Origin of the sequence: Companilactobacillus jidongensis (assembly GCF_003946575.1) — a bacterium.
GTDB lineage: Bacteria > Bacillota > Bacilli > Lactobacillales > Lactobacillaceae > Companilactobacillus > Companilactobacillus jidongensis.
In genome coordinates, this window is the sequence record NZ_RHOP01000018.1 from 47,185 (window position 1) to 60,490 (window position 13,306).

At 36.1% G+C, this 13,306-nt stretch carries 14 protein-coding genes; 7 read left to right on the forward strand and 7 right to left on the reverse strand.

The genetic code is table 11. From position 1 onward, the window contains the following. Positions 1–9: 9 nt before the first annotated feature. The 5 genes from EKM68_RS10785 to EKM68_RS10805 form a co-directional block, all read right to left on the reverse strand. A complete protein-coding gene (locus tag EKM68_RS10785; protein WP_125590627.1) occupies positions 10–324 on the reverse strand; it encodes a hypothetical protein in 315 nt (104 codons plus the stop codon). A 23-nt stretch (positions 325–347) separates the two neighbouring features. Further along, a complete protein-coding gene (locus EKM68_RS10790) occupies positions 348–650 on the reverse strand; it encodes a hypothetical protein (protein ID WP_125590629.1) in 303 nt (100 codons plus the stop codon). Between the two features lie 113 nt (positions 651–763). Further along, a complete protein-coding gene (locus EKM68_RS10795) occupies positions 764–3,508 on the reverse strand; it encodes a transglycosylase domain-containing protein (protein WP_125590631.1) in 2,745 nt (914 codons plus the stop codon). Between the two features lie 119 nt (positions 3,509–3,627). After that, positions 3,628–5,025 (reverse strand): dipeptidase PepV, encoded by a 1,398-nt coding sequence (pepV, locus tag EKM68_RS10800; RefSeq protein ID WP_125590634.1) that lies wholly within the window; start codon positions 5,023–5,025, stop codon positions 3,628–3,630. Between the two features lie 86 nt (positions 5,026–5,111). Continuing rightward, positions 5,112–6,542, reverse strand: coding sequence for a glycerophosphodiester phosphodiesterase (locus EKM68_RS10805; protein ID WP_125590636.1), 1,431 nt, complete (start codon positions 6,540–6,542; stop codon positions 5,112–5,114). 68 nt (positions 6,543–6,610) lie between these two features. On the opposite strand from EKM68_RS10805, the gene EKM68_RS10810 reads away from it, so the two are divergent. From EKM68_RS10810 to EKM68_RS10835, 6 genes are read left to right on the forward strand one after another with little or no spacing between them, the layout of a single operon-like run. After that, positions 6,611–6,949: a hypothetical protein gene (locus tag EKM68_RS10810; protein WP_125590638.1), complete on the forward strand. Its 339-nt coding sequence runs from the start codon at positions 6,611–6,613 to the stop codon at positions 6,947–6,949. Further along, positions 6,946–7,557 carry a metallophosphoesterase gene (locus tag EKM68_RS10815; protein ID WP_125590640.1) on the forward strand — a complete coding sequence of 204 codons (612 nt, stop codon included), beginning with the start codon at positions 6,946–6,948 and terminating at the stop codon, positions 7,555–7,557. Before EKM68_RS10810 ends, EKM68_RS10815 begins: the two co-directional genes overlap by 4 nt. Before the next feature lie 8 nt (positions 7,558–7,565). Continuing rightward, on the forward strand, positions 7,566–8,939 hold the full coding sequence (locus EKM68_RS10820; protein ID WP_125590642.1) for a bifunctional metallophosphatase/5'-nucleotidase: 1,374 nt from the start codon (positions 7,566–7,568) through the stop codon (positions 8,937–8,939). 17 nt (positions 8,940–8,956) lie between these two features. Then, positions 8,957–9,526 (forward strand): YutD family protein, encoded by a 570-nt coding sequence (locus tag EKM68_RS10825; RefSeq protein WP_225423001.1) that lies wholly within the window; start codon positions 8,957–8,959, stop codon positions 9,524–9,526. Further along, on the forward strand, positions 9,526–10,305 hold the full coding sequence (locus tag EKM68_RS10830; RefSeq protein ID WP_125590646.1) for a TIGR01457 family HAD-type hydrolase: 780 nt from the start codon (positions 9,526–9,528) through the stop codon (positions 10,303–10,305). Before EKM68_RS10825 ends, EKM68_RS10830 begins: the two co-directional genes overlap by 1 nt. Then, positions 10,298–10,903 (forward strand): TIGR01906 family membrane protein, encoded by a 606-nt coding sequence (locus EKM68_RS10835; protein ID WP_125590648.1) that lies wholly within the window; start codon positions 10,298–10,300, stop codon positions 10,901–10,903. Before EKM68_RS10830 ends, EKM68_RS10835 begins: the two co-directional genes overlap by 8 nt. A 29-nt stretch (positions 10,904–10,932) precedes the next feature. Here the strand turns inward: EKM68_RS10835 and EKM68_RS10840 are convergent, their stop codons facing one another. Next, positions 10,933–11,577: a DedA family protein gene (locus EKM68_RS10840; RefSeq protein ID WP_164509424.1), complete on the reverse strand. Its 645-nt coding sequence runs from the start codon at positions 11,575–11,577 to the stop codon at positions 10,933–10,935. 93 nt (positions 11,578–11,670) lie between these two features. Then, positions 11,671–12,663 carry an NAD(P)/FAD-dependent oxidoreductase gene (locus EKM68_RS10845; protein WP_125590652.1) on the reverse strand — a complete coding sequence of 331 codons (993 nt, stop codon included), beginning with the start codon at positions 12,661–12,663 and terminating at the stop codon, positions 11,671–11,673. An 80-nt stretch (positions 12,664–12,743) separates the two neighbouring features. Here EKM68_RS10845 and EKM68_RS10850 point away from each other — a divergent pair, with 80 nt between their 5' ends. Beyond that, positions 12,744–13,118 carry a CvfD/Ygs/GSP13 family RNA-binding post-transcriptional regulator gene (locus EKM68_RS10850; protein ID WP_125590654.1) on the forward strand — a complete coding sequence of 125 codons (375 nt, stop codon included), beginning with the start codon at positions 12,744–12,746 and terminating at the stop codon, positions 13,116–13,118. The last annotated feature ends 188 nt before the right edge of the window (positions 13,119–13,306 follow it).

The window sequence follows — 13,306 nt, forward strand, 5'->3', positions numbered from 1 at the left end:
ATTTTGTATTTACTTTTTAGTTGAACGTCGTTCTTTGGCGGAACGATAAATGAAGGCAATGCAGACGATAATGAATATCAAGGTAATGATTGTGTTAACTATTTCAAGACTTGCAGGTATGCTGACAAATCCAATAAAGGTCGTATAGATTGCATAAATCACAATCAGGCTTAAAAGAACTGTATCTGTCGTAAGAACCTTTTCTTGTTTGTTCCATTTTGAAAATAAATAAATTGCGTAAATAACGATCAATAAGACAGTTATAGCAATTGTAATGACATCCTTAGCTAATTCAGGACCACTTGCGTTACTAAATGTGTTCATGATACTTCCCCCAGTAATATTAATTATTTACTTTTTGATATTTTATTCTGCTTATGTAGTTCCCACACAATTACAACGATGTATCCAAATGCTACTAACGAAAGACCGCCGGTTACGATCGAATTCATTTCGTAAGGTAAGTCAATGAATCTTTCGAGCAGTGAATAACAGATGTTAATCAAAACGATGAGAGCCAGGGTAAATGATTTATCCCAAAGTTTGATGTTGTGTCTGATCTTATAGATGGATACGCCAATCATAAAAATAATCAGGAGTGCAGCAACCACGTAGAGTGAGTTTTGTAAAAATATTGGACTAAAGTACATATAATTCTCCTTAATTCTGACAATAAGAATAACGTTTTCATTTTATCATTACTGGCTCATTAAATCGAATAAATATTTAAATAAAAAAATCAAACCCCGAAGGATTTGATTTTTTATTGTCCAATTGTTCCACCAGTTACGCCACCGGTTCCTTGCTCAGTACTTGTACTATCGCCAGTAGATCCGGTGCCAGTTTCGGTAGTTGAGGTCGTAGTGTCACCAGTAGTAGAAGAACCTGTTGATGTTGATGAGCCTGTCCCTCCGGAACCACTTGATCCAGTACCTGTTTCACTGGTACCGTTGCTTGTTGTCGAGTTAGTGGAACTAGTAGAGTTTGATGTGTAATTGTTAGTCGTAACATCAGATGAGTCGCTGCTGTTAGTGCTGTTACTGAATCCGGATGTACGTCCGCTTCCGTTTTCGGAAGCTAATTCATCGGCAGACTTATTAGTATCGCCAACTGTTGTGACAACACCATAGCCATTGCTACGACCAAAGTAATTATTCCAGAATAGCTTATAATTCTTTGATTTAGCCCCAATAGCGAAGTTACTGTATGACATCGATTTAGGACTTCCTTTGTAATATAGCGAAGTCGTTTTGTGTTGATTGACACTAGCTGTCATGCCATTGTACTTGACATTACCAGTCTTAGTACCAGTTTCTTTATCAACCTTGTAACTTGTGACACCAGTTGGTTTCTTGAATTGCTTATGGACATTCATGACTTCAGGATCTTGCTTATAGACAGCATTTGCCATTCGTGACCATAATTCCTGATTAATATCAGTAGAGTTACTTGCCAGGTTGTAATTGTTAGTACCAACAACATCGTAACCGATCCAAGATGCCAGGGTAACACCGTCAGTGCTACCGATAAACCAATTATCACGATAGTCATTGGAAGTACCGGTTTTACCAAATAAGTTCTTGGTACTGAAGTTTGCTTCATATGACAATGCTGAGGCAGTACCTTTAGTAACAACTCCGTGAAGCATATTCTTAATGATATAAGAAGTTTGTTTACTGAATACATGCTTCTTGGCAGACTTGTGAGCGTAGATCGTTTTTCCAGATGGATCAGTAATCTTAGAAACCACATATGGATTAACGTGAACTCCCTTGTTTGCAAAGGTTGAGAAGGCACTGGCTTGTTGAAGAACAGTTACACCAGTTGCAGTACCACCAAGGGTAATACCTAGTTGACTATATTCCTTTTGAGTTAAGTCAATTCCCATCGCAGACATGTACTTACTTGAGTCCACACCTTGGTTTCTTAGATAATTGTATAAATTAACTGAAGGAATATTGTATGATTCTTCAAGTGTTTCACGAGCTGAAACAAAGCGGTTTTGAATTGTTGAACCGTAATCAGTAGGTGAGTAACCCTTGAACTTAGTCTTGAAATCGGCCAACATTGTTTGTGAACCGATTAAGCCATTTTCAATTGCAGGTGCAAAAGTAATCAATGGTTTGATAGAAGAACCGGGTGATCTAGTTGAATCAAAAGCATGATTCAATTGTGATTGTTTGAAGTCCACACCACCAACGAAGGATAGGACTTGTCCAGTCTTATTATCTAGTAAGACAGAACCATTTTGCACAGGTTCAGTAACTTTGATGGTCTTACCAGTATTAGGATCGGTAGTTGTAGTATTGTGCGTCGTACCAAGATTTCCCTTGTATTGTTGAGCCTGTTCATTCATTGCAACATAAAGGTCTTTATTGATGGTACTGTCAATACGGTAGTGTTTGTTATGTAGTTCAGTATCAGCTTGCTCAGTATATTTCTCTAGCAAACTAGAGTCTTTTTTGACATCGCTGTATTTAAGACCATCACTCTTGACTAGACGTTTTACCAAAACAATTCTAGCTTGTTCAGTCAATAGGTTATAGACATATCCATATTTGATAGTCTTACTATTAGCCTTGGCGGGTTTTTGGAAATCCTTTGCAAGATTAAATTTCTTAGCCGCTTGATACTGTGAATCGGTTATCTGCTTATCACGATACATACGATATAGAACGATGTCCTTACGTTTCAGACCTAGACTATAGTCATCTTTCAATTTACCGCCCATTTTACCATCAGTAGTATAGGGAGTATAAATTGAAGGACTTTGAGGTAGTCCAGCAATAAAAGCAGATTCAGCTAGATTCAAATCAGCAGCATTTTTACCAAATAGCCCCTTAGCGGCAGCTTGAACACCCTGAATGTTTTGACCTTTATTATTGCTACCGAAGGTCGCTGCATTTAGATAGTATTGTAAGATTTCACTTTTGGTGAAATACTTGTCGACACGCATAGCTAAGAAGATTTCGACAGCTTTACGTTTCCAAGTTGTTTCCGATGACAGCATTTGCATTTTGACAGTTTGCTGAGTCAAAGTCGATCCACCAGTTTGGGCACCGATACCAGTAACGTCAGATATAATAGCTCTAAAAATAGATTTAGGAACGACACCATTGTGACGATAGAAGTCACTATCTTCAGTTGAAATTATGGCCTTCTTTAAATATGGCGACATTTCAGATAAGGATATGCTTTTACCAGTTAGATCTTTTTGAAGATCTTCAACTTTTTCATTATTAGCGAAATACAAAGAAGTTGATTTATTTACATCTTGAAGTTCAGTCTTCATTTCTTGTTTAGTTGGCACAGCTACTTGGTTGGTCAATGCCGAAACATATCCCATGCCAAGTCCCACAGCCAAACTCAATAGAATGAAAATCCCTGCAATAGTGTAAATGATAATTCGTCGAATTACTTCGATGGTTAAGTTAGCTTTAGTAGCAAAGTCTGACCAGCTTTTAATGCTTTTAAAGCCGGAAACTATACTATTCCATAAATTTTTCACTTTTAAATAAGCCCCTTTAAAAAGTTACATACACCAATTATATAATAAAATTTTATAATAAGTGCAAAAACAAAAAAGTTCTTATGGAAAGAACCTTCCACAGAACTTTTGCTAATTGACTATTTTATTAATCTATAAATGGCGTCAGCATAAATTGCCGTTGCTTTGAATAGCTTATCTAAGTTGATATATTCGTTAGGTTGATGCATGACATTTTCATCACCAGGGAACATTGCACCGAAGGCAACTCCATGTTTGAGAATACGTCCGTATGTACCACCACCAACAGTGAATGGTTCAGTATCATCGTCAGTGTGATCACGATATGCACCAACTAATGCTTGAACTAGTGGATCGTTAGCTGCTACGAAGTGAGGTAATTGATTATGTCCTTCGATTTCAGCGGTTACACCATCTGGAAGTGCAGCATTGATTTTTTCGGTCAATGTGTCACCAGTATCACCCTTTGGATAACGAATGTTTAATAAGATGCTAGCTTCTGAGTTATTGAGAACAAAGATATCAGGAGTCATAGTTAAGTCACCCATGACTTCGTCAGTATTTTGAATACCAAGTTTTGATCCAGCAAAATCTAAATGCAAGTTATTTGCGATGAAGTCAAAATATAGCTTTTGGCTGTCATTTAAGTCTAAATCACTTAAAAATTTTGATAAATAAGTTGCGGCGTTGATACCATTGAATGGTTCCATGGCATGTGCACCTTTACCAGTCATATTTAGTGTAGCGAGTTCATCGTTAATTTTAATAGTGCCTTTGACATCAGTATTTTCACTTAAAAATTTATTAAAAGCTGATTTGATCGTATCTACATCACTGAAATTTAAATCCAATTCAGCTGTGGCACTTTGAGGAACCATATTAGGTCTAATTCCAGCTTCAAAGTTCTTAACTAGTCCAGCTTCTGGAGTAGGAAAGTTAACTCTAAATGAAACGATACCTTTTTCACCATTAATAACTGGGAATTCAGCATCAGGAGAGAAACCTGTTTCAGGCATTGTTTCTTTTTCCATATAGTGATTCATACCGACCCATTCACTCTCTTCGTCAGTTCCTAGAATCAAGTTAACTTTTTTAGTAGTTGGTAGTTTTAATTCATTAATAATTTTGAGAGCATAGTATGATGCCAGACTTGGTCCTTTGTCATCACTTGCACCACGTGCATACAAGTTACCATCTTTGATTACTGGTTCAAATGGATCTGTTTTCCAACCCGGTCCTTCAGGAACAACGTCAACGTGACCCAGAATAGCAATTGTATCGTCACCATCGCCGAATTCGATTCTACCGGCAAGATTGTCGACATTCTTAGTATTGAATCCGTCTCGATCTGCAAAATGTAAAAATGTTTGTAGTGCTTTAGCAGGTCCAGGTCCCAGTGGATAATCACTAGTCTTGTGTTCGATATCGCGTTGACTATTGATGCTTACTAATTCAGATAGGTCGTTGATCAATTCGTCAGAACGATGTGCGACCTCTTTTTCCCAATCTATAGACATATATCTATAACCTCCGCATGAAGTGTTTTCATTTATAAATCATTTTACCAAATTTTACCAAACGTTGTTACTATAAGCTAATGTCATTATATGTGATTTATGGAATCGTTCTCAATATCGAAGACAAATGGAGCAATAGATTTTTGCAGTTTTCTTATGAGAATGGTGTTATGAAGCTGTTTGTTTTGAACCGGTTCCCATGATTTTTCTGTTTCCAGTAAATCAATGTTTCTGAACCTCTGAGTAACTGGTAAGCTGTGATAACTCAGCTTACTATTGTTACCAAGGTAGTTTTCATCAACCAGCTGAATCAAAACGTATTTTGCTTGAATCCATCCACCACTGAGCTTGATCCAAGTATTTCCACCATTTTTTTCAACAGTTTGAATTTGTTCAGCTTTATTGGTGTCCATCCAGTCAATAATTTGTGACGACTTCTTTGGTTCAGCGTATAAATAATTGTTAGGTTGTTGACTGCGATAGATGGCTTTTGCTCCAAAGTATGGTCGTAGTTCACTTAATTCGTAATCTGGATTGAACCCTTCAGAGTTAGCAAATTTGTTCTCACCCAGTTGGACATACTCTTTATCGTTAAATTTGACGATATTAGTTATATGAAATCCGTCCAATGGATGAACAGATTTATCCGTTTTTATCAGACGATAAGGATTTTCATAGATTGGTTCGTCTTTATTACTCATATAGTAGACATTTTGATTTATTGTCTGACTTTTAGACTTATCCTTGAGATTTCGATATTCATTACCAGTTGCAGGGTAGTTAGTAACCACACCGTCGATCGGCATGTTAATGACCGTATTCCATTTTTTAGGACTTTCGTTCATTTCATCCCATATATATACTGATTTTCCCATATAATGGAGAGTGTTGATGATTTCCGGTGTGATGATTTTAGATGAAAGATTAACACCTGTAACATATGACAATACTTCGAAGTTGACTCGTTTGATAGTTCCGGCAATAAAGATTCGAGGGATGTCAGGCATTAGTTCAGCTTCGTTTTGTAGACTTTTCGTGGAAAAACTATGGAACATAACACGTTTTTGCATGCCATACTTATCAACACAAGTTTTCAAAAGCTCCTCCATATTCTGAGGATTACCCTTACTGGTTTTCTTTGTTTCAATTAAAAACTTTGCGTTAGGATTATTTTTGTAGTGTGCGAAGACTTCATCTAAGCTATGAACTGGTTCACCGTTTTTTTGAGTCAGTTGACTCAACTCGGAGAAGTTATGCTGAGAAACAACATAAGGTGTTCCGGTAATTCGTTCCAGGTTCTTGTCATGTGATACAACTAGAACGTTATCTTTGGAAACATGTAAGTCTAATTCTACATAGTCGGCACCTTCTGAAAAGGCCGTGTTGAAACTTTGGAATGTTTCTTCAGGGGCCTTGATAGGATCACCACGATGTCCGATAACCGTAAAACCACTAGCAAAGAAAAATAATAAGCTAGCTAGTAAAAAAGTAAAAAGAGATTTATTTCTAAGATTCATAATTAACTCCCTATGGAACTGAATATTATATACTTAATAGATAGTAATAATTGTGAGGTACAAATAAAATGGATAATGAACAACTATCACTCGATATTATCGAGCAGATTACACGTAATGATGGCACAAAGTATTATGAAATGGCAAATGTTCTTATGAATGGACGGGCTGAAAAAGCGGCCGAACTGGGTTTCATTAAAGAGGTTCGCATTCTCAAACTAAATATTCCACATTCATCTGCAGTTGCTGTTTATGAAGATTATGTCAACAAGAATTATACCGTACCACCAATGAATATGTCTGAATGGATTGAATGGCAAAAGCCTGAAGGTCGAATTAGTGAAGCGTTTAATGATATTCTAAAGGCAAATAAAATCATTTCAAAGGAAGATCAGGCTGAACAATGAATTATTTTATAGCAGATACTCATTTTTATCATTATCAATTACTAGAACCGAATAACTTTGCACCAAGGCACTTTGGCGATGTTGATCAAATGAATCAAGCTATGATCGATGCTTGGAATGCTCGAGTTGATGATAATGATACAGTCTATCACTTAGGGGACATCTCAATGCGTCCTCAGAACACACCAACTAATGAAGATACTTATGCAATGTTGAAACAATTGAATGGACATATTGTTTTAATCAAAGGAAACCATGATTACCGAGAATTGTTTAAGTTTTTAGCCAAGCGTAATCCGGTAATGCCTGATGGAAAAGTTAAATACACGTTTGAAGATGTCGGTGCCCTATTGAAATTTGACCATCACCAATTCTATTGCACACACTATCCGATGTTGTTGGGAAAAGTCGATAAGATAATTAATTTACATGGACACATTCACCATTATAGTGTTCCAATTGCTGAAAATATCAATGTTGGCGTTGATGCACCAGAAAGAGATTATTTGTCAGAGAATTTACCATGGGGTTCGCCATTACGTGGTGAAGAGGTTTTGGAAATGTACAATAAGAAGAAAGTCGACATAGCAAAATTGAATAGAAAGTAGGGGCTTGTATGGAAACTATAAAAATCATGCACACCAATGATCTACATTCTCATTTTGAAAATTTTCCAAAAATAAAACGTTTCATTGATGATTCAAGAAAAAGTCATACTGAAGATGAATTTTTACTATTTGATATTGGGGATGCGATGGATCGCGCTCATCCGCTGAGTGAAGCGACCAATGGTCAAGCTAACATTGAGTGGATGAACCAGCTTCATTATGATGCGGCAACAATCGGTAATAATGAAGGGTTGGGTAATAGTCGAGAAGATTTGAATCACTTGTATGATAAAGCTAATTTTCCAATTATTGTAGGTAATTTATATGATAAGAAGAGTCAAAAATTAGCCAAGTTTGTCAAACCCTACATTATAATAGAAACAAAAGCTCATACTAAAATTGGTGTTCTAGGATTCACAGCTCCTTATATTTTGACTTATCCATTATTAGGGTGGGATATTCGTTTGGTTCAAGAAATGCTGCCTAAGTGGTTGAATGAATTGAAGAAGCAAAAGTGTGATGTAATAATATTGCTTTCACACCTTGGAGTTTCTATGGATCGATTGATTGCTAAAAAACGTCCAGAGATAGATATTATAATTGGTGCACATACACATCATCTTTTTAAGAATGGCGAAATGGACAATGGGGTTCTGCTAGCTGCAGCTGGCAAGTATGGCTATTATGTTGGGACAATCAATGTAATCTTGGACGATGACGGAAAGATTGTTAACAAAAAAGCTGTTACACAGAAAACGTCAGAATTACCTGAATTAGATAGTGATCAAAGGTGGATCGATACACAGTTCGAAAAGGGTGAAGAATTATTAGACGAAAAGAAAGTTGCCAATATTTCTCATGATATGAGCCAGGATTTTCAAGCAGATAATGCTGTCATTGAAGAGGGACTTGATGCTATCATGGATTATACTCAAGCAGATGCAGGAGTTCTTAGTTCAGGGTTATTTCTTGAAAGTTTACATAAGGGTATAATTACTGAAAAGGACCTACATGATATACTGCCGCATGCAATTCATGCTATGAAAACAACCATGCGTGGAGCGGATATCTGGCGTCTAATCATGGAAATGGAAAAAAATCGTCCTTATTTACGTAATCATCAGCAAAAAGGACAGGGTTTCCGTGGTAAGATATTTGGCGAACTAGTTTATCGTGGAATCACGATCGACGAGAAGAGAAATGTTTATATTAACGGTGAAGAATTACAAATGGACAAGGAATATAGCCTAGCTTTGCTGGATCATTACTTGTTTGTACCATATTTTCCTTCAATTGAGATTGTTGGGCAAAATGAAATTCTTTATCCTAAGTTTTTAAGAAATGTCTTTGGAGATTATTTGAGTAAAAAATATCCATTGTAAATTGTGAGGTGAAATTTTTGCAAGAACCTGAAGAAAAAGAAGTTACGAAGCAAGCTGACGTTATTGTCTTGGCAGATCAACTAATTACCATCAATGGTGAGAAGTACAACATCGTTGAAGATCATGATGGTGGATTTGACAAAGAAAAAGTTGAAGAACGATATAATACGGTATTGGATAAATATGATTTTATCGTTGGAGATTGGGGATACGATCAACTTAGATTTAAGGGCTTCTATGAAGATGAACGAAAAGAAAGTGGAATCGATAATCGAATTTCTCACTTAGAAGATTATTTGATCGAGTATTGTAACTTCGGATGTGCTTATTTTGTATTGGAAAAAGAAAAGAAAACACCAATTGCCAAACGTCGTCGCAGTCAACAACGGGGACCGCATAAGCAAAATGGTAAAATTCATGCTAATCACAATTCTAATCACAGTACAAACCATAAGAAGACTAATAATTTGCATGCTCCAAAAATACACAAGAATAAAAAACGGCCTGTTACTCATAATAAGAAAAAAACTAACAGTCCTACAAAAACACGCAATTTTAAAATTAGAAAAATAGGTGAGAAGAGCTAATGAAAAAGTACCAAACATACTTAATTGATCTTGATGGAACAATGTATCGTGGTAAGGATAAGATCCCTGAAGCTAAAATTTTTATTGATAATCTAAATGCTAATAATTTGGATTATTATTTTTTGACCAACAATACTACTAAGACACCGCAACAAGTGGCAGACAATTTGATGAATAATCACCAGATAACTGCAACGGCAGAACAAATTATTACACCATCACTGGCAACTGCCGATTATGTCAAAGGGATGTTTGGTGACGGTCCTGAGAATCATTCAGCATATGTTATTGGTGAATATGGATTGAAGAGTGCTATTTTTGGTACAGGAGTGCAACTTAATGAAGTTGATCCAGACGTTGTCATTGTAGGATTGGACTACGATGTTACTTATCACAAGTTCGAGTTAGCAACTTTGGCAATCAAACGTGGTGCATTCTTCATTGGAACTAATGCCGATACCAATTTGCCCAATGAACGTGGATTAGTCCCTGGCGCCGGATCAGTTATTTCATTAGTTGAGACATCAACACAGCAAAAGGCCAAATATATTGGTAAGCCAGAACGTGACATCGTGGACTTCGCTGTATCTGTTAAAGCATTTGATCCATCAACCGCAATTATGGTTGGTGACAACTATAATACTGATATTAAGTGTGGGTTGAGTGCCGGGCTAGATACTTTGATGGTTTATACCGGTGTTAGTACACATGAGGATATTGCTGCCCAAACTAAAAAGCCAACTTATCAAGTAGAAAGTCTCGATTTGTGGAATGTCTAATTTTCAGAAGGATACTTTTTATACGATAATTATGGCCTTTTTCATTCTAACGTTGTCGATAACTGTAACCATATTTGCCAGTTATGCTATTTTTTATTTGAGTATCGGTCAATTTAATTTAGATCAGATAGTCTATATGAGTACGGGCAGGGTCATGCACAACTATAATCAGATGATGAATTACTTGATCAATCCTTTTCATTCGACTTTCAAACTAGATGATTTTCAGTCATCTGCCGCAGGTAGACTACATTTTGCAGATTGCAAGAAACTATTTATGTTGAATTTTGGAGTTTTCATTATTTCAGGAGTATATCTCTGGTTTCAACGAAAGAAACGAGCATACTTTCAGAAGGTATTCAAGTATATCGCTATTATGGGGATAGTCTTAGTTATATTGATGGCAATTGATTTTGATGGATTTTTTGTGGTATTTCATGAGTTATTATTTAGAAATAGTGATTGGCTGTTTGACCCGGGCAAGGATCCAGTAATCAATATTTTACCTGAGGAATTCTTTACTGAATGCTTCGTACTATTCTTCGTTTTGTTTGAAGGATTGAGTATTTGGAAATTTAGAGCAAAAAAAAGAAGCTAGGACTGAATGTCTTAGCTTCTTTTACTGTCTTAATTAGCTTTTTTCTTACGATTTCTTAAAGCAGTGATTAAAATTGGAATTAATGAAACAAGTACGATTCCGAGAATAATCATTGAAAAATGATCCTGAACAGCTGGAATATTTCCGAAAAGATGACCAGCCAACGAACAAACTAGAACCCAGAGAAATGCGCCCATTACATTAAATTCAAGGAATTTTCTGTAATGCATCGTACCACTACCAGCTACAAATGGTACGAAAGTTCTGATCAGAGGGATGAAACGTCCAATGGCAATTGTCTTACCACCATGTTTTTCGAAGAAAACATGTGCTTCATCCAGATGTTCTTTGTTTATTAGTTTGCTCAAATATCGATTCTCGGTGGCAAACTTCCCGAAATGTTCTCCAATTTCGTAGTTCATGGAATCTCCAAGAACAGCAGCGAATAGAAAAACGAAGAATAACGCAATACTTGATAAGTCATATTTATGGTTGGCTGCTAAAGCCATGGCCGCAAATATTAGTGAATCACCAGGTAGGAAGGGAAGAATAACAACACCTGTTTCGATGAATATGATCAGGAATAGTATAAGATATGTCCAAAGTCCGAAGTTATTCACGATATTGACCATGTGGCTATCAATGTGCAGAATAAAGTCGACCAGACTCATTATGTAACTCAATCAATCAACTCCAAAATTTTCAAATTAAACTATATTATACCAGGTTAGCTTAAAATAACTTTAAAAGGTATAGGAAATTTAAAATTATTTCTCGAATAATGAAGTACTGTGTGCGAAGTAGTCACGACCAGGATAGATATTACGTAGGGCTTTAGTGACTGCCATCGGTGCTTCAGCAAAAGCGGTTGCTAGTAGTTGAAGTTTTCCAGGATAAGTAACAATATCTCCAATGGCAAAGACGTTTGGCAAGTTTGTCTCTAATTCTGGGCCAACTTTAATGAAGGGACCTTCTAATTCAATATTCCAATCGCGCAAAATTTTAGAGTCAGACATGAATCCGTAGTTTACCAGTAGTTTATCAACCGTAATGGTTTTGGTTTCCTCAGACTTGATCATCTTTAAACTAACATCGATCTTACTACTATCATTGGCATTAAACTGAACGTCTTTGATAATATATGGATTGAGTTGCTCGACATTCGAGTTATTTAATTCATCGACACTTGTTTCCATTGCGCGATATCTGTTTCTTCTATGTATGATCGATGTATGTTTGGTCAGTTCATTCAAGTGGATTGCCCAATCAACGGCAGAATCTCCACCACCGGCCACGGCTAGATCCATATCACGATATTCATTCATATCATTAACGAAATAACTAAGATTATGTTTCTCCAATGCTTTGTCGTAATCAAACGTTAATTTACGTGGTTTGAAGGATCCATTACCGATTGCAATAATAATCGCATTACTATAGATAGTTTCTTTATTAGTAGTTACTTTCCAAATATCATCTTCCTGTGTGAGATCTGTTACAGATGTTCCGAGATATTCATCACATTTAAGATTATGTAGTTGTTCAATTAATTTGTTAGCTACGTCAGTACCAGATATCTTGGAATAACCAGGCATATCATAAATGTTCTTTTGAGCATATAATGTTTCAGGTTGACCACCCAGCTTTGGTAAACTTTCTATTAATGCTACATTTAGTTTTCTAAGACGAGCATAATATGCAGCATAAATACCAGCGGGGCCACCGCCAATTATTGTAATGTCATAAGTCTCTTTATTCATATCGTCACCAGTTTCTGTTATATAATGTTTATTACAATATATTGTTGCATAGATTCAGTACAAAGTTAATGGAGGAAGTTATGAAAATTGGAGATAAAGTATCCGGAACTATTTCTGGAATTCAGCCGTATGGAGTTTTTGTTAATCTCGACAATGGGGAACAAGGCCTGATCCATATTTCAGAATTGAAACATGGATTTGTTTCTAATATAGATAATAACTATATGGTAGGGGACAAAGTTAATGTAGTAGTGATGGGTATTGATGAATATAACGGCAAAATCAGTTTGTCGATACGTGCTTTGGAGCAAAGAAAAGTAGGAAGACCTATTTTACACAAACATTTTTGGACAGATTATAAGAATAAAATAGGCTATAAGACGATTGAAAACCAAAAAGGGCAGTGGATAAATGAAGCTATTACAGCAATTTTGAAAGAAAAACAAAAAAAATGAACTTTTTTCGCAAAAACACTTGCATACATCAATTCTAATTGGTAATATATTATTTGTTGTTGCGACAGAGCAACGGCGACAACGGCTTGAGAGCTTCCAACTTGATAGTCATTGAAAAATTATTTTAAAAAGTTCTTGACATCATGTTGGGTTCTTGATAAACTAATTGAGTCGCTTGTTAAGAAGTT

Bases quoted from the DNA above. Each gene is read 5' to 3' on its own strand.
- EKM68_RS10785 (WP_125590627.1), bottom strand. From the start codon at position 324: ATGAACACATTTAGTAACGCAAGTGGTCCTGAATTAGCTAAGGATGTC.
- EKM68_RS10790 (WP_125590629.1), bottom strand. From the start codon at position 650: ATGTACTTTAGTCCAATATTTTTACAAAACTCACTCTACGTGGTTGCT.
- pepV (WP_125590634.1), bottom strand. From the start codon at position 5,025: ATGTCTATAGATTGGGAAAAAGAGGTCGCACATCGTTCTGACGAATTG.
- EKM68_RS10805 (WP_125590636.1), bottom strand. From the start codon at position 6,542: ATGAATCTTAGAAATAAATCTCTTTTTACTTTTTTACTAGCTAGCTTA.
- EKM68_RS10810 (WP_125590638.1), top strand. From the start codon at position 6,611: ATGGATAATGAACAACTATCACTCGATATTATCGAGCAGATTACACGT.
- EKM68_RS10815 (WP_125590640.1), top strand. From the start codon at position 6,946: ATGAATTATTTTATAGCAGATACTCATTTTTATCATTATCAATTACTA.
- EKM68_RS10820 (WP_125590642.1), top strand. From the start codon at position 7,566: ATGGAAACTATAAAAATCATGCACACCAATGATCTACATTCTCATTTT.
- EKM68_RS10830 (WP_125590646.1), top strand. From the start codon at position 9,526: ATGAAAAAGTACCAAACATACTTAATTGATCTTGATGGAACAATGTAT.
- EKM68_RS10835 (WP_125590648.1), top strand. From the start codon at position 10,298: ATGTCTAATTTTCAGAAGGATACTTTTTATACGATAATTATGGCCTTT.
- EKM68_RS10845 (WP_125590652.1), bottom strand. From the start codon at position 12,663: ATGAATAAAGAGACTTATGACATTACAATAATTGGCGGTGGCCCCGCT.
- EKM68_RS10850 (WP_125590654.1), top strand. From the start codon at position 12,744: ATGAAAATTGGAGATAAAGTATCCGGAACTATTTCTGGAATTCAGCCG.